Genomic DNA, 15,828 nt, shown 5'->3' with positions numbered 1-15,828 from the left:
GAACCGTTCAACACCCCACAGATAGTCCAATTACTCATGGCCAGCCCATGGCGCTATACAATATACAGTTAGCGCCTATAGATGTAGAGGGGAGTGTGAATGACCGTGAGTAGGATTGAAAATCAACAGCTTGAGGAAGGAAGGAGCGATCGCATCTTAGCATCGTTTTTACAAGCCATGGTTCCCTCCTTCAACTCCTTCAATACCACCATCTCTGACAATGACGAGATGTTTCTCATGGCTCTAGAGAACACAGCAGGTGACCCGACTCAAGCCGCTATCCGCTATCATGGCAATGGACTCCGCATCTTCCAAGCCATCCAACAAATTATCACCCATCATTTTGGCAGTTGGGATAAGCTCTCCACATTCCTCGACTTTGCCGGAGGATATGGACGCTTTACCCGCTTCCTTACCCAAGTTCTCCCTCCCGAACACATTTGGATTTCGGACATCTATCCAGAAGCTGTACAATTTCAAATTGAACAATTCCAAGTTCAGGGGATTCCCTCTACCCTCACCCCTACTGAGTACAAAATTGACCAAAATTTTGACTGTATTCTCGCCAGTTCCTTTTTTAGTCATATCCCCGAAAGTACCTTTGCGCCTTGGCTGAAAACCCTCTACCATAATTTGAGTGAGGGGGGACTCCTAATTTTTAGCACCCATGATGTTACTCTAGCACCGAATCCCTTCGCGCTGTCAGCATCGGGAATTCACTTTATTCCCCAAAGCGAAAGTCGTACCCTAGATCCTTCCGTGTATGGCACCACGTATGTCAGCGAAGAATTTATCCAACATTCCCTCAATCAAATTTTAGGGCCAAGTGCCGCCTATCACCGGATTCCCAAGGGACTCGCTGACCATCAAGATCTATATATTGTTAGCAAAAATACGAGTCCAGACTGGTCAACGTTTACCTTTACCTATCCTCCCCAAGGGAGTCTGGAAAGTACGGAACTCAACTCCTCTGGAGATTGGGAATTTAAGGGTAAAGTCTGGAGTTTAAACGCACAAACGGCCGCCAAATCGATTGAATTGTGGGTGAATGATACCATTATCCATCGCTGTGTCCCCCGTGTTGAAGGATCTTGGGTGTGTCATCTGAATCATAGTCAAGTGCAGCGCGACGATGTAGTGATGATTAAAGCGATAGGGGAGACGGGAAATTTAGAACGGATGCTCGTGTGCCAAACTTTGGAACAACTCGCCAGTTTAGAATCGGGACATTCATCGGGTAAAGGGTTGGCTGAAGGCATTTTTATTCTGGGGGGAATGCATCGCTCTGGTACTTCTCTGAGTGCCTCCTTGCTCAATAGTGTGGGGGTTCATTTGGGCGATCGCCTCGTCGCCACTACAATAGGTAACGATCGCGGTCATTTTGAAGATTTAGACTTCGTAGAATTCCACCAAAATGTTCTCCGCTCCCAAGGCTTAGAAATCGACGGACTCACCCTAGAATCAGAACTTATCCTCGCTCCTCGCTATCAGCAAAGCGCCAAACTTCTGCTCAAAGAGAAAACCCAACGCCCTCTGTGGGGATGGAAAGACCCCCGTACCACCCTATTTCTCAAGTTTTGGGCTGAGTTAGTCCCCTCAGCTTATTTTATATTGGTCTATCGCTCTCCCTGGGAAGTAGTCGATTCCCTCTATCGTCGCAGTTCCGATGAAGTGGTCGCGGCTTATCCCGAAAAAGCAGTAGAATTATGGATGCACTACAATCAGCAGATGCTGGAATTTGTCCGAGCCTATCCAGAACGGTGCTTCCTAGCGAATCTAGATGCTATTGTCCGCGATCCGCAAGGGTGGATACAAGGACTAGAGGCAAAATGGCAACTTTCTTTAGGCGCTGTAGAACCCTCGGTAATTGAACCGGGATTACTCCAACGGGATGTTTCCCAAACCCGTAAACCAGCACTCATTCAGGCATTTTTCCCAGAAGCCATTACGCTCTATCAAGAGTTGGAAACCTTAGCGGGTTCTTGGGGAAGTGCAGACTCGATTATGCCTGCGGAACTGGATGTGGATGCAGAATTGGAAAAGATTGAAGCCTTGAGTCCCCAAGATTGGGCGTTTAGCAGTTGGCAGGAAGTGGGCAATGCAACAAAATATCAGAAACTGCTGAACCTTAAACAGAAAGAATGCGATCGACACGCTCAAGAGTTACAACGGATGCGATCGCAGTATGAAGAATCAGAATACCAAAAATCCCTGGTTCAGAAAAACATACGGGCTAATAAAGCGCTCTTAGCTCAGACTCAGTCCGAATGCGAACATTACAAACATATGGCGAATCAACTGCGATCGCAACTTGAACAAGCCAATTATGACCTGGAACAAACCCAAAAAGTACTGAATCAATCCCACGCGGAAGCCGTCAACATTAACCAACAATTGGTGAACACCAGTGCCCAACTGCAAAATACCCATACCCTCTCGGCTGACATTCAAGCTCAACTGAATGCCCAATTGCAAGATCTCAATAGTCAACTGCATCACCGTAACCTGGAATTAGCGGCGATTAAAGCCAATAAAGCTTGGCGCTTGCGGATGAAATGGGTAAAACTGAAGCAAAAGTTAGGTTTGATTAAGGAGTAGGGGCGAACGGCCGTTCGCCCCTACAGAATTTCTGTTTATCATTTGAAAACGCTATATAACAAGCTTATGACTTTAACTCCCCAGCGTGTAGCGCAATATCTGGCTCCTTGGATAATTTGCCTGGGGGGGTTATGGACTTTGCCCGTTGCGGCCGAGCCTGTACTCTCCGATCGCGTTGTAGAATCTTCAGATGTGGAAACCCTTCATGAAGAAGCCCTAGAGTTACTACAACAGGGAAATCAACCTGAAGCGTTTCAACTCTGGCAGCAGGAATTAGAGTTACGCCAAGGATTAGGAATCATTCCAGAAATCCAAGCACTCTCACGAGTTGGAGCTATTGCTTGGTCGGAGGGGGAGTTAGTGATGCTTCGGCAAATTATGGCTCGGTTAGATCAAATTCAGGGAGACGTGGAAGGCACAGACCAGGAAACGTTGCAGGAATTGGGCGTTGCCTATCAACAATTGCGATCGCCCCAATCTGCTGTAGGAGTCTATCAGAAACTCTTACATCTGGCAATTGAAGACTCTAATGAGGAGCAACAAAATACACTTCTAGGGCAAATTGCCCAAACCCACCTCAATTGGTTTGATTATCCCCAAGCCGTTGCCGGATATGAAGGGGTTTTGAGTTTTGCCCAAGAACAGGAGGATGTTCTGACTCAAATTCAGGCTTATCAACAGTTAGCCTATAGTTACGAGCAGATGGAGGAGTGGGAAGGAGCGATCGCCACGCGACTGAATCTCATTAACCTGTACGATCGATTAGGGCAAGTTAATTCAATTCCCAAGGAACAAATAGCGATCGCCAAACACTACGAAACCCTAGGTAACCTTAAAACCAGTGCCCAACTCTACGAACAAGCCTACCTGATTGCCTTTGAACAGCAACACCTTGCCTATGCTGCCGAAGCTCTACAATCCTTGGGAATACTCTATAACAACCAACAGAAATTCCCCGAAGCTTTAGCCGTTTATCGCTCGCTTCTAGGGACTCAAGCTCAAGCCTATGATGCTTATGGCATGATGAACACCTATGAACGCATTGCCGAGATCCATAGTGCTCTCGATCAACGAGAACAAGCCCTAGCTGCCCTTGAACGAGGGCTGAAATTCGCCCAACACCTTAATGTAAGAACGGAGTATTATACCGAGCTGATTCAAGGATTGATGAATGATGAATAATTATAGTCAATTCAAATAACACTGAGACATTTATGTAGGGACGAAAATTTTTTGCCCCTACATAAGGATTAGACCCCATTCCCTATTCCCCATTCCCTATTCCCTACCACTTCCTAATGCTTGCTAGATAATTGTAATTCTTGAATCTTACTTTCTTGGGCATTAATTTTCTGGTTTAATTCGCGAATACGTCGAGAAAGCAAGCGAATAATATTAACCGCAATGCCTGGAGTTTCATCAATGGCATCATAGAGTTGTTGTTGAGTTAAAACCAAACAATCACAGGTTTCGATCGCCGTTACAGAAGCCGATCTCGGTTCTGCATCAAACAGGGACATTTCTCCAAAGGTCGTTCCCTTATCCAAATAAGCCAAATCGCGATCGCCAATATGCACCCTTACCCGTCCGGAGACCACAATATACAGAGAGCGTCCTTCTTGTCCTTGCGTAAAAATCGTTTGCCCAGCGGGAAACGATAACTCATCCATAATCGAGGCCAATCGCACTAAAAAATCATCCCGTAACTCTTTAAAGATGGGAACACCTCGCACAAACAGCAAGCGGTCAACGCTACTTAACATAACTTCTCCGGGTCGGGATTAGGGGGATGGGGGATAGGGAAATGGGGGGATGGGGAAATCTGAGGCATCTTCACTCAAGATTGAGGGTGAGGAGTCCTGAATATGGGAGAGTCCACACTCTTCAATTAAGGCTTGAACTTGGCCAGCCACTAGGCGATCGGGATCGTTTTTGAGCATAGGCAACAATTGACTCAAGGTTGAAGGGCTTGCTACTTTAAGATAATTCAAGACGGCTTCCCGTACAAACCCCCTCGGATGCCGTAGTCCAGCCAGAATATGTTCAGTAGTGGTACTCCAGCGGAAGGCTTGAGCGACATGGAAACAGCAAGCTAAGGGCCAATCTGAGAGAAAATGACGAAGGTCGAGAAGATGGCGCAGGCGATCGCTGGGACTGAGCGGTTCATATAAGAATAAATCTTCCAGATAAGAGAGTTTTTCGGCGATCGCATATTGATCGAGTACCGTTAACAGTGCTTTCTTATGGGGAATATCTACAATATTGTCTAAAATTTCTAACCCTTTCGCTTGACTGCTCATGGAATTGGACTGAAGGTTAAAGGCAGCCGCTTGTACGCTCTGGATGGGATACAAGAACTTCATCAATAAGAAGCAGCGATCAATAGAATCTGTTTCGAGATCGGCGAGCGATCGCTGTAACAATTGAGCTTCTCGACCTGAAACTCGATCCTCAGCTAGATCTAAACGTCCTGCATAGAGCTGCCCGATAAACATGAGTTCTTGATCGATTAATAATTCAATCCCCGATCGCCCTAAGACGGCTTGTACCTGTTCAATCCCTGTATCATCGGGTAATTTAATCAGGATTTTGAGGATATTGCGCCGAGTGGTTCCCCAGGAAGCCATTAAATTTTGGGTTAAGACATGCAAGGACTCTGGCGTTCTAATATCACCAATGGTCATCCAAGCGTACATGCGCACTAGATCGGGCTTATAGATATCACGGGCTAAATCTAATAATAGGGGAATGGCTTCATGGCGTAAGCGCACTAAAGCTTTACACGCTGCTTCACGGGTGGATTGATAGTAAAGACCGCGCAGCAAAGAGGGATAATATTCTTCTAGACGGGTAGCGGCGATCGCCTCTAGAAGGGCACAGCGCACCCGCAGGGAATCATCCTGAAGTAAATTGGGCACATAGAGCCGTAGCGCTTGCATATACACCGCTTCCCCCAAAGCACGACATCCCATCACCCGCTCCCGTTCCTGTTCGCTGGTAACCATCCGTCGCAGGGTATTCGTTGCTTCCGCTTTAGCTTTCGCATTCCCTCGTCGTAACATTAAAGCAGCCGCCGTTGACCGCACCACCGGATCGACCGCCGGTTGCAGATAGCTGCGTAACTGACGGATATCGGGTTCCGGTTCCGTGAGCCAAATGTAGCGTAGGGCAAGAGCCAACACATCGGGTAGTAAGGAGGTTTGGGTGAGAGCGCGAATGGATTCTACATCCTTGGGTTGGGGATGTTCCAGTAGCACCTCTAAGCTTTGGCGTTGTAGAGCAGGAGAGAGGGAAGGGAGCAGGGGAACCAGTACCTCGTTAATATTTTGGGAGTCAAACCGGTTGAGCAGTTCAATGCAAGAGCGCTTATCTTCTTCTGCTCCTGGTTGTTTGAGGGTTTCGGCCACATTGCGTTGTAGCGATCGCAAATCCACATCCGAGACCCCTAAGCGGCCACTTTTGGCACTCGACACCAACAGTTGCACATACCCAGAGCGGAGGAAGAAAATGGCTAATAACCATCCCAAGGCGATGAGAATGGTTTGGAACAGGAAGATATCTGACTGACGGTCTTGAAATTGGGGCAGAATTTGATTGCAAAACCAAATCGTTCCCAAGAGCAACAAACCCGTTACCCCAGTTGAGATCGGTTCGGCGATCGCCCGCCAAGTCTGGATACCATTACGAATACTCTCTGGAAGCGGCTGAAACAGAGCCGGCCCCAACCCCAAGACCACCGTATAGCGCAACAAATCATCAAAAAACTTCAGCGTAATCAGACACCAAAATAAATCTGCCACCTTGCCCAACGACACCAAACTGATAATCCCCATCATTCCGGGCAGTAAGGACGCAGCCACAAATACGCCCAAGCGTTCAATCAACCGAGAAGAAACAAACCATTGCAGAACCAGTTCAAAGATTCCCAAAACACCATTGAAAAACCCGAGAAAACTGGCAACTTCTCCCGAATTAAGTTTTTTTTCAAGCTGGTCAAAAAACTGGAATTCAACCAACTGCAAAGACCCTTGGGCAACGAAAAAGAACAGAATTAAGGGAATGACATACCGCCATACCGGACGACCTAACCGGCGCTGGGTAAAGTCTGATGCTTCTTCTTGAGAGACACGATTGGGAGTATCGGGAAAAAATTGCTGATAATTTTGAGTCAGATAAAATGCAACGCCTCCCCCCACAAACATCAAGACACTGGCACAAATGAGGATATTCTCGACTCGCAGAAACGTTAACAGCACCGGCAATGAAAATCCACTGACCACATCGGCCATCAGAATCCCACTAGAAATCAGTGGATAAGTGCGCTTGATTTCTCGAATATTAAACAGTTGATTAGCGCAAATACTGGTATTGAGTTCATTGAGAATAAAGATCGCTTCACACCACAGGCGCAGCAAAAAAATCAAGATGGGGGCGATAATAACTAGATCTAACCCTAGGTGTAATAGAAATAAGGGGATCGCCATCAGTACGGCTGTAATCACAATCACCTTACGCAAAGGGAGCAGGGTCTGCAACCAGTCATACAAAAACCCTAATCCTGAACCCATTACAGCACTAGCAATATAAATCCAGGGTAAAGATTCGGCTCCAAATCGTTGCAAGAACAAATCAGCGGTACTCGCTTCTGTCCAACTGAGTCCCACACAACTTGCGGTATAAAACGCCAGCATTAATACTGTACGCTCACTTTCGTCTGGCCGAAGGTTAAACCATTGGAAGAATCGTTGTCCCCACCGGTTTAAGCTGCGTCCCTGATAGTTGAGTTCCATATTTTGGTCGTTTACATCGGTCTAGCTCTACCTAGGCTCTCAAGAGAGTCTCTGTTCACCTAAGTAGAGTATGACTTATGACTGTTTTTTCGGCGAGAGAAGCATCATCATATTGCGCCCTTCCCGCTTCGGTTCTTGCTGTATTTCGGCTTCTTCTTCTAGATCTTTGGCCAAGCGTTTGAGCAACCCTTCTGCCAAATCGCTATGCTGGGCTTCCCGCCCTTTAAAGTTAATTGTTGCTTTAACTTTATCTCCTTTCTGGAGAAACTTCCTGGCGTTCTTGAGGCGCACATTGTAATCATGTTCCTCAATTTTATAACGCATTTTCACTTCTTTAACATCAGAGGTGTGCTGTTTTTTCTTAGCTTCGCGGGCTTTCTTTTCTTGCTCAAACTTAAATTTTCCGTAGTCCTGAATTCGGCATACCGGGGGATCGGCTTTATCGCTGACTAGAACCAGGTCTTGTTCTTCTTGTTGTGCAAGCTTTAGGGCCTCTTTGAGCGATAGAATGCCAAGTTGTTTGTTCTCACCATCAATGACTCGAACCTTGGGATATTGAATCCGTTCGTTAATTTGGGGTAGATCGCGATTTCTTTTCTTGTCAACCACAGGCGTTTTTCGTTTTTCTAGGGATAGAACAATGGTAGGCTATTGAATCTAAGGGTTCAGGAGAACCCGATATCAGGTTTACACACAACCTCCCCATTCCTTAATTGGTGGGAGAGGTGGGCAAAATGGATGATTTTCTGTCATTGTAACTGACAGATTTTGAATTGCCCTACATTTTTAACTTCTTTCTTGCTCTAGACCAGGATTGTGACCCTTTTGAGTGCTTCTGAGCGGGACTGAAGGGTCTTAAGGTTGGTACAGTACTGATTCATTGAGTGATTAACCCAGATTAATCTTAAGAAAGGATTATAGGGTCGGCGATCGCCGAGTCAAGCCTCCTATCATAGTTGGGTCTATGGCGTATACTGTAAGATTAAACCTAAAATCAGAACCTGATTGTATCACCTGTAAGCGGATGAAGCAACTATGAAACATACCCTTTCTGTACTGGTAGAAGATGAAGCTGGAGTCTTAAGTCGCATTTCTGGTTTGTTTGCTCGTCGCGGCTTTAACATCGAAAGTCTAGCCGTCGGGCCAGCCGAACAGCTTGGAGTCTCTCGGATTACTATGGTTGTACCTGGAGATAACAAAATTATCGAACAAATAACCAAACAACTCTACAAACAAATTAATGTCCTCAAAGTACAAGACTTAACGGACAGCCCCTGTGTAGAACGGGAATTAATGTTGCTCAAAGTTAATGCTCCGGCTCAAAGTCGCTCGGAAATTATTGAGTTAGCCAATATTTTCCGCTCCCGTGTCGTGGATGTAGCGGAAGATTCTCTAACCTTGGAAGTTGTCGGAGACCCGGGAAAAATGGTCGCCATTGTCCAAGTGCTGCAAAAATTTGGCATTCGGGAAATTGCCCGCACCGGTAAAATTGCCCTCACCCGTGAATCTGGGGTGAATACAGAATTGCTCAAATCTCTAGAAGCTAAATTAGCTTAAAGCCAAAGCAGCGCGATCGCCTTTCTCCCCTACAATAATAGTGAAATCACCTTTGTGAACTCACCTCAATGCCCCTAAAAGGAGAAAAACTGTGCCTGAAGCTGTTGGTGTCATCCAAACCCTAGGATTTCCTTCCATTCTCGCTGCTGCTGATTCCATGGTTAAAGCAGCACGAGTAACCCTAGTCTATTTCGACCGTGCCGAAAGTGGCAACTTTGTCATAGCGATTCGTGGGGGGACATCTGAAGTTGTGCCAGCAATGGAAGTGGGCATTCAGGAAGCGGAAAAAGTCTACGGAGGCAAAGTGATGATGCACTACATTGTCCCCAATCCCCCCGAAAATGTCCAAGCCGTACTTCCCATCGACTACACGGAAGTCAGTGAACCCTTTCGCTAGGCAGTAGGGAATAGGGAATAGGGAATAGGCAAACCGGGTTTTACCCATTACCCATTACCCATTTTGTTGACTCAAGTGACCCCCTAAACCCCTACAATAAAATCTTGCATAAAAATGGTTATTGATTAACATTAGGAGCAACAATTATGGGACAGCAAGCTGTTGGAGCGATTGAAACTAAAGGGTTCCCAGGTATTTTGGCTGCTGCTGACGCAATGGTAAAAGCGGGACGGATTACCTTAGTCGGCTATATTCGCGTTGGGAGCGCTCGATTTACCGTAAATATCCGGGGAGATGTTTCTGAGGTCAAAACGGCGATGGATGCAGGAATAGACGCTGTAGAGAAGGCTTACGGCGCGACCCTAGAATCCTGGGTGATCATCCCCCGTCCCCACGAGAACGTAGTTGCTGTCCTCCCGATTGATTACAACGATAATGTAGAGTCCTATCGCAGAGCTGTTGAAGGGGATACACCACGACCTTCATTAACGGTGGGTGGATAATCCGTCAGGAGTAATGGGTAATGGGTACGGCACTCATTACTCATACAGCGCTTTGCGCTGGGGAATAGGTAATAGGGAATAGGGAATAGGGAACAGGGAATAGGCAATGTTCTCCCGAAACAATCTAGGAGTGGAAACGCACTATACATCGTTAAACTGATGACTCGGACTTGATCTCATTACAGTTTACTCATTCTCTGCTTCTCCCCCCACCACTACATTCTGGATGCGTAAGGAGGGGCCGCCACAGCCGACAGCCAACCCATTTTGTCCCCCTTTGCCACAACCGCCGGACTCATCCCAGTAAAAATCGTCACCGATCCCCTCAATATCGGCTAAGGTACTAAACACATTGCCGGAAAGGGTCACATCTCGTACTGGTTCAGCAATTTTCCCATTGCGAATCATCCAAGCTTCTCCTGCCCCAAAGGTAAACATTTCTCCATTGGTCATTCCCCCTCGCCAGTTTTTAGCGTAAACCCCTTCTTGAATACCGCTAAACAAATCGCTGACAGGAGTTTCCCCCCGCTCAATCCAGGTATTGGTCATTCGTACCAAGGGAGGATAATGATAATTGAGGCAACGAGCATTCCCTGTAGGTTCCTCTCCCAGTTTGCCGGCGGTTTCCCGCGAATGCAGACGGCCAGCTAATACCCCATCTTTGATCAGTTGGGTGGTTGTGGCTGGGGTTCCTTCATCATCATAGAAATAACTGCCTCGGTGACCTTGTGGTGCTCCACCATCCAGAATTTGCAGGTTGTCCGGGCCAAATTTGCGCCCTAGGGTCATCACTTCCAGGATATCGGGGTTTTCATAGGCCATATCGGCTTCTGAAAGGTGACCAAAGGCTTCATGGACAAATAATCCGGTTAAAATTGGATCGATGACGACGGTGTAGGTATTGCCTTTAATGGGAGGATGGGAGAGGGCATTAACGGCACGCTGGGCAGCCGATCGCACTTGGTTATCGAGTTGGGTTAAATCTTCGTACCCATTGCGCGATCCGGTGGTTTCCCGTCCGGTTTGTACAGTGGAACCCTGACGAGCGGTGGCGGCAAAGCGCATCTCTAAATCGACCCAGGATTGCTCAATGAGCGTTCCTTCAGAGGTGATCAAGATAATCCGCTGACAGCAGTCTCCGTAGCGTACAGAGGTTGTGGCTACTTGAGGATTGGTACTGTGGAGAATGTCGGCGTAGCGATCGCACAATTCCTTTTTCTCGATTAGGGGAATCTCCCTGGGATGGGTTCCCCCCAGGGGCAAGACCTGACTATCTTCGATAATGGGAATCGGCGCTAGAATGGTTTCTTCTTGTCCCACCAACCGCGCAGAGGCGATCGCTTCTTCTATCCGCTTCGACAATACCCCCAGTTGGTTAAAGCTACTCATTCCCCAACCGCCTTTGTAACAAGCACGTACTTGTCCCCCTAGGGAAATGCCTTCGCTGAGGGTTTCTACTTTATTCCCCCGCAGCAAGATATCGGTTGCTTCTGCTTCTTCCAGACGGATAGCAAGGAAATCAACTTGAGAGCGATAGCGTTTGATTAAATCCGAGAGCAGATTTTTAATATCCGTATTCATTGTAATTCAACCAGTTAAGATGATTGAGACTTGAGTGATTACATTGGGTCAGTGCTGTCTTCGCTCTCTCGATCAAAATAGTCCAAGAACGAATTCATCCCTAGTAACTGTATACCACGGATCTCTAGGGCTGTTCTCACGGCGATCGGAGTTACAATCATTAGGAGATCATCAGTAATTCATCAAATATGGCAGAAATTCCTACCGATCTTGAAGAAACTATCTGGAATTTAAAGTGGCAGTTATTGGAGATTATTCATAGAGCAACTTTGGCATAACTCACTTTATTTGAACAGTTTGGAGAAACCAACGATACGATCGCTCTGCTAGATGAGTTGAAAAATGTATCCGATCGTGCTTCACCTTGGTTTTCGATAGTAAGCCTAAATCATTTTAGAAAACAAACGAAGGAAAATGACAGGTCAAGCCCTTGCTGGGCAAGGGCTTGAATAAAAACACTAGTTGCACAACTCATTTAGGCTTACTATAGAATCATTTCAGAACAAATTGACTTAGAACCTGATGAAATTTTTGAAGATGTCCGAGATCGCTGTCCTACTCCTGAAAAACGGGATTGGTCATGACCATAAAATTCATCCTGGATACAAACATTATTTCAGAAAATATGAAATTACAACCGATCGAGGTTTTTCTAGCTCGTTTTCGACAAAATCTGGAAGCATCCGCGATCGCAGCACGAGCTTCCTTATAGGTTATATCGATCGCCAATACGAAAGAGGCGATCGCCATCACCAAGCTAAAGGAAGGCGTGGACACGGAGACACAAAGACGCGGGGATGGGGGACAATGGTGGGGAAGTGATTTAAAATTGCTTGAGTAGCCAGAATCCAAACCAGACAAAGGAGAGGTGAAGAAATGGAGCCTATGTTAGCAGTAGCTTTAACTATTTCTACCATTGTGGCAACTAAGGCGTTAGAGAAAGGGGGAGAAAAAATTGGGGAAGTCGTTGTAGACCGAACGACTCAACTGATGGCTTCACTGCGGAAACATTCGCCGGAAACTGCTACAGAGATCGAAGTCTCGCCCCAGGAGTTAGACTATCCGCAAGCGGTGGAAACCTTGAGAGATTTGGCAGAGCGAGAACCTCAAGTGGCTCAACTGTTGCAGGAGTTGGTAGTTGCAGCAAAGGCCGATCCGAATTCAAAACTATCCAATTTTGTCTCTGAGCAATCGACTGTTTACAATACTGGCAAGTTAGCGGAAAACATTAAGAATGTCTTCCAAGGGAATACGATTATTGGGGGGACATTTTGAATCGAGTCGCCTGCTGGGAATCGGGTCAAGTTTCTTCCCATTGAAGAATGGCGAAAAATCTGCGAGCAAAATCTGGAAACGCAGAAAGAATTAACCACTAACCCCTATCGCCATTACTATGATGTAGACACAAACTATGATGATGTTTATGTTAAGCTGGCAATTGTCGAGTGGAACAAGAAGCCAACCGAAGAACAAGAAACGCTAACACCGATTAAGGAAAATAAATTTCTTGAGCAAGTCTTACGACAGGAAAAAAGCAGAGCCAGTAAAGGTCGGAGAATCGCCATTATTGGTGAGCCGGGTTCAGGAAAAACCACCCGGTTACAGAAGATTGCGGATTGGATTTTAGAGCAAAATTTGGGGTTGCCGATTTGGATATCGTTCAAGGAGTTAACCCAACCCACGCTGGACCACCAGATTGAGGAAATTTGGCTGAAACAAACAGGCGAAAGTCTGACTGTGGAAGCTCTGCGCCAGCATGAAGGGCAGATTTGGGTTTTGTTGGATGGTTGGGATGAAATAACCTCTACAGTAGATACAAGTCATGTTTCCCAACTGTTGGGGGGATGGGTGGGGCAAACGCGAGTGGTGGTTACTTGTCGGGTAAATGTTGGGGAAGCGGATAAGAATGCGTTTTCTGGGTTTGATGTGTTTCGCAATTTGGAATTGGACTCAGAACAGGTTAATCAATATATTGGTAATTGGTTTGCCCAGATTGGCTATGCAACGAGGGGAGAACAGCTTCAGGAAGAATTGCAACGCTCTGATAATTCTCGTTTGCTGGAGTTGATTCGTAATCCTTTACGGTTGTGGATGCTCTGCCATATTTGGCAACCGGAGCAGGGATTACCAGAGACTCAAGCGGAGTTATATGCACAGTTTGTGGAGTGGGTATATAGCTGGAAGGCAGATGAGGAGAGTTTAGAACAACGGCAAGAAATCGATCGGGCGTTAGCAGCTTTGGCATTAGCAGCAATGGAGCAATCCGATGATTCCTCTCGGTTTCAGTTGCGGGAAAGTTGGATTTTAGAGGTTTTGCCCAGTCGCTCACTGTTAGAATCCATCAAACAGTTGGGATGGTTGAATTGCTTGCAAAGGGGAACGGATACGATTTATGGGTTTTATCATGCCACGTTTCAGGAATATTTTGCCGCTCTAGGGGTGGAGGATGGGGATTATTTTCTGCCCCAGTATCTTGTTCCAGGAAAAGAATATCGGATTTTTACCCCACAGTGGAAGCAGGTGATTTTATTGTGGTTGGGGCGTGGGGATGTGGAAGAGGAGAAGAAGGAGGCGTTTATTGGGCAGTTGGTTCATTTTGAGGATGGTTGTGGAGAGTGGAATTTTGAGCAAGCAGATCGAGGATTTTATTCCTATCGTGCCTATTTTTTAGCTGCGGCTGGTATCAGTGAGTTTAAGGGTTGTTCTCGTGCTGATGAAATTGTGCGGCAGCTTGTGAAGTGGGGGTTTGGGGATTTCAATGATGAACAAGAGAAATGGCGAACCTTTCTCCAGCCCATTCAAGAAGGGGCAAGGAATACTTTACCTGAAACTGACCGAAAACGTGCTATTGAGACGCTCTCTTACCTGCTAAACCATTGCCAATGTCCTGAAGGAACCTGTAGGCGGGCGGCGGAGAGTTTAGGGCACATCGACGCTGGAAATTCCCAAGCTATTGCTGCTGTAATACAACTGCTGGAGCGGACTAAGGATGAAGATGCTCGTCGGCAGTTAGTTGGTAATTTAGGGCAAATTGGACAAGGAAATGCCCAGGCGATCGCCACTCTAGTTCAACTTCTGGAGCAGACTGAAGATCAATTTACCCAATATGAGGCGGCTGATCGTTTAGAGCAAATTGGACAAGGAAATGCCCAGGCGATCGCCGCTCTAGTGCAACTTCTGGAGCAAACTGAAGATAAATCTACTTATAGGCGGGCAGCTTATCGTTTAGGGAAAATCGACCCAGGAAATGCCCAGGCGATCGCTGCTCTAGTACAACTACTGGAACAGATAGAGGATGAATTTAGCCGTTGTTCAGTGGCTTATCGTTTAGGGAAAATCGACCCTAGAAATCAGCAGGCGATCGCCACCCTGGTTCAAGTTTTGACCGATACTGAGGATGATAATCTGGATGAATATCTCTGTCAGATAGCAGCTTGTAGTTTAGGTCAAATCGACCCAGGCAATCAACAAGCGATCGCCGCTCTAGTACGACTGCTGGAGCAGACTGATGATGAACATATATGTTTGCTGGCGGCTGAGGGTTTGGGGCAAATCGATCCTGGCAATCAAGAAGCGATCGCTGCTCTGGTACGCCTAATAAAGCAGGCTGAGGATGAAGACATGCTGAAGTGGGCAGCTTATACTTTATGGGAAATCGCCCCGGCAAATCAAGAGAGAATCGCAGCTCTGGTGCAAGTTCTAGAGCAGACAAAGGATATAAATATCCGTTGGGAGGCGGTTGATAGTCTGAGCCTTGAACGGGGAAATCCACAAGCAATTGCTGCTCTAGTGCAAGTTCTGGAACAGAATGAGGATGAAACTCTCCATTGGACAGCGGTTGATAGTCTCGGGCAAATTGGACAGGGAAATCCCCAGGCGATCGCGGCTCTGGTGAAAGTTCTGGAACAAACTGAGGATGAAGATATCCGTAGTTGCGCAGTTCATCGTTTAGGGCAAATTGGACACGGCAATCCCCAGGAGATCGCAGCTCTGGTGAAAGTTCTGGAGCAGACTGAGGATGAATTAACCCGTTGGTGGGCAGCTAAGAGCTTAGGAAAAATTGACCCCGGAAATCAACAAGCGATCTCGGTTCTAGTGCAACTGTTGGTGCAGACTGACACCCGTTATTGGATGGCGGAGAGTTTAGGGGAAATCATCACCACTGAGGAACAGCAAAAAAGCGTTGTTTCTGCCCTCCAACCTCACCTCAATCCTGAAACCTACGAAAACAACTTTCGCCTGTTTTACAACTCCTACAAAGTCCTCTGGAAGATTGCCCAAACTCTCTCCTATCCTGACTTCTACGAAACTTGGCATGGTTCCCTCTCTGAAAATCTTCTACCCGGAACATCCGCACCTGATTGAGCAGATTTTGGACGGGTTGGATGAGGATCGGGGCATA

12 protein-coding genes are annotated in these 15,828 nt (G+C 46.7%); 8 read left to right on the top strand and 4 right to left on the bottom strand.

Translation table 11 applies throughout. The annotated features are described in order from the left end of the window. Positions 1–99 precede the first annotated feature (99 nt). Both PN466_RS19290 and PN466_RS19285 read left to right on the top strand, forming a co-directional pair. Positions 100–2,598, top strand: coding sequence for a methyltransferase domain-containing protein (locus PN466_RS19290; RefSeq protein ID WP_271942590.1), 2,499 nt, complete (start codon positions 100–102; stop codon positions 2,596–2,598). A gap of 66 nt (positions 2,599–2,664) precedes the next feature. Next, on the top strand, positions 2,665–3,780 hold the full coding sequence (locus PN466_RS19285; RefSeq protein WP_271942588.1) for a tetratricopeptide repeat protein: 1,116 nt from the start codon (positions 2,665–2,667) through the stop codon (positions 3,778–3,780). A gap of 113 nt (positions 3,781–3,893) precedes the next feature. Here PN466_RS19285 and PN466_RS19280 read toward each other — a convergent pair whose 3' ends face one another. The 3 genes from PN466_RS19280 to infC all read right to left on the bottom strand — a co-directional run bounded on the left by PN466_RS19280 (position 3,894) and on the right by infC (position 8,030). Beyond that, positions 3,894–4,361 (bottom strand): Crp/Fnr family transcriptional regulator, encoded by a 468-nt coding sequence (locus tag PN466_RS19280; RefSeq protein ID WP_271942585.1) that lies wholly within the window; start codon positions 4,359–4,361, stop codon positions 3,894–3,896. Positions 4,362–4,379: 18 nt separating this feature from the next. Continuing rightward, positions 4,380–7,388: a HEAT repeat domain-containing protein gene (locus PN466_RS19275; protein WP_271942582.1), complete on the bottom strand. Its 3,009-nt coding sequence runs from the start codon at positions 7,386–7,388 to the stop codon at positions 4,380–4,382. Between the two features lie 75 nt (positions 7,389–7,463). Continuing rightward, positions 7,464–8,030 (bottom strand): translation initiation factor IF-3, encoded by a 567-nt coding sequence (gene infC / locus PN466_RS19270; protein ID WP_271942642.1) that lies wholly within the window; start codon positions 8,028–8,030, stop codon positions 7,464–7,466. A 393-nt stretch (positions 8,031–8,423) separates the two neighbouring features. Here infC and ilvN point away from each other — a divergent pair, with 393 nt between their 5' ends. The 3 genes from ilvN (at position 8,424) to PN466_RS19255 (ending at position 9,845) form a co-directional block, all read left to right on the top strand. After that, a complete protein-coding gene (gene ilvN / locus PN466_RS19265) occupies positions 8,424–8,945 on the top strand; it encodes an acetolactate synthase small subunit (RefSeq protein ID WP_271942579.1) in 522 nt (173 codons plus the stop codon). Between the two features lie 91 nt (positions 8,946–9,036). Beyond that, positions 9,037–9,342 (top strand): carbon dioxide-concentrating mechanism protein CcmK, encoded by a 306-nt coding sequence (locus tag PN466_RS19260; protein WP_271942577.1) that lies wholly within the window; start codon positions 9,037–9,039, stop codon positions 9,340–9,342. A gap of 146 nt (positions 9,343–9,488) precedes the next feature. Beyond that, positions 9,489–9,845 carry a carbon dioxide-concentrating mechanism protein CcmK gene (locus PN466_RS19255; protein WP_271942574.1) on the top strand — a complete coding sequence of 119 codons (357 nt, stop codon included), beginning with the start codon at positions 9,489–9,491 and terminating at the stop codon, positions 9,843–9,845. 186 nt (positions 9,846–10,031) lie between these two features. Here PN466_RS19255 and PN466_RS19250 read toward each other — a convergent pair whose 3' ends face one another. Further along, complete coding sequence (locus PN466_RS19250; RefSeq protein WP_271942572.1) at positions 10,032–11,426, bottom strand: TldD/PmbA family protein; 1,395 nt, start codon at positions 11,424–11,426, stop codon at positions 10,032–10,034. Positions 11,427–11,963: 537 nt separating this feature from the next. On the opposite strand from PN466_RS19250, the gene PN466_RS19245 reads away from it, so the two are divergent. The 3 genes from PN466_RS19245 (at position 11,964) to PN466_RS19235 (ending at position 15,791) form a co-directional block, all read left to right on the top strand. Next, the gene (locus tag PN466_RS19245) at positions 11,964–12,248 is read left to right on the top strand and encodes a hypothetical protein (RefSeq protein ID WP_271942569.1); all 285 of its coding nucleotides are present in this window, start codon (positions 11,964–11,966) and stop codon (positions 12,246–12,248) included. Positions 12,249–12,311: 63 nt separating this feature from the next. Next, entirely contained in the window at positions 12,312–12,701 is a 390-nt protein-coding gene (locus PN466_RS19240; protein ID WP_271942567.1) for a hypothetical protein, read from the top strand. Next, positions 12,702–15,791, top strand: coding sequence for a HEAT repeat domain-containing protein (locus PN466_RS19235; RefSeq protein ID WP_313898663.1), 3,090 nt, complete (start codon positions 12,702–12,704; stop codon positions 15,789–15,791). The last annotated feature ends 37 nt before the right edge of the window (positions 15,792–15,828 follow it).

This window comes from Roseofilum reptotaenium CS-1145 (genome assembly GCF_028330985.1).
GTDB classification, from domain to species: domain Bacteria; phylum Cyanobacteriota; class Cyanobacteriia; order Cyanobacteriales; family Desertifilaceae; genus Roseofilum; species Roseofilum reptotaenium.
Note: the sequence above shows the minus strand (reverse complement) of the source record. Positions and strands in the feature narration are given on the sequence as shown.

Coding starts and splice junctions, on each gene's coding strand:
- PN466_RS19245 (WP_271942569.1), top strand. CDS start 11,964: ATGTCCGAGATCGCTGTCCTACTCCTGAAAAACGGGATTGGTCATGAC.
- PN466_RS19290 (WP_271942590.1), top strand. CDS start 100: ATGACCGTGAGTAGGATTGAAAATCAACAGCTTGAGGAAGGAAGGAGC.
- ilvN (WP_271942579.1), top strand. CDS start 8,424: ATGAAACATACCCTTTCTGTACTGGTAGAAGATGAAGCTGGAGTCTTA.
- PN466_RS19285 (WP_271942588.1), top strand. CDS start 2,665: ATGACTTTAACTCCCCAGCGTGTAGCGCAATATCTGGCTCCTTGGATA.
- PN466_RS19275 (WP_271942582.1), bottom strand. CDS start 7,388: ATGGAACTCAACTATCAGGGACGCAGCTTAAACCGGTGGGGACAACGA.
- PN466_RS19250 (WP_271942572.1), bottom strand. CDS start 11,426: ATGAATACGGATATTAAAAATCTGCTCTCGGATTTAATCAAACGCTAT.
- PN466_RS19240 (WP_271942567.1), top strand. CDS start 12,312: ATGTTAGCAGTAGCTTTAACTATTTCTACCATTGTGGCAACTAAGGCG.
- PN466_RS19280 (WP_271942585.1), bottom strand. CDS start 4,361: ATGTTAAGTAGCGTTGACCGCTTGCTGTTTGTGCGAGGTGTTCCCATC.
- PN466_RS19255 (WP_271942574.1), top strand. CDS start 9,489: ATGGGACAGCAAGCTGTTGGAGCGATTGAAACTAAAGGGTTCCCAGGT.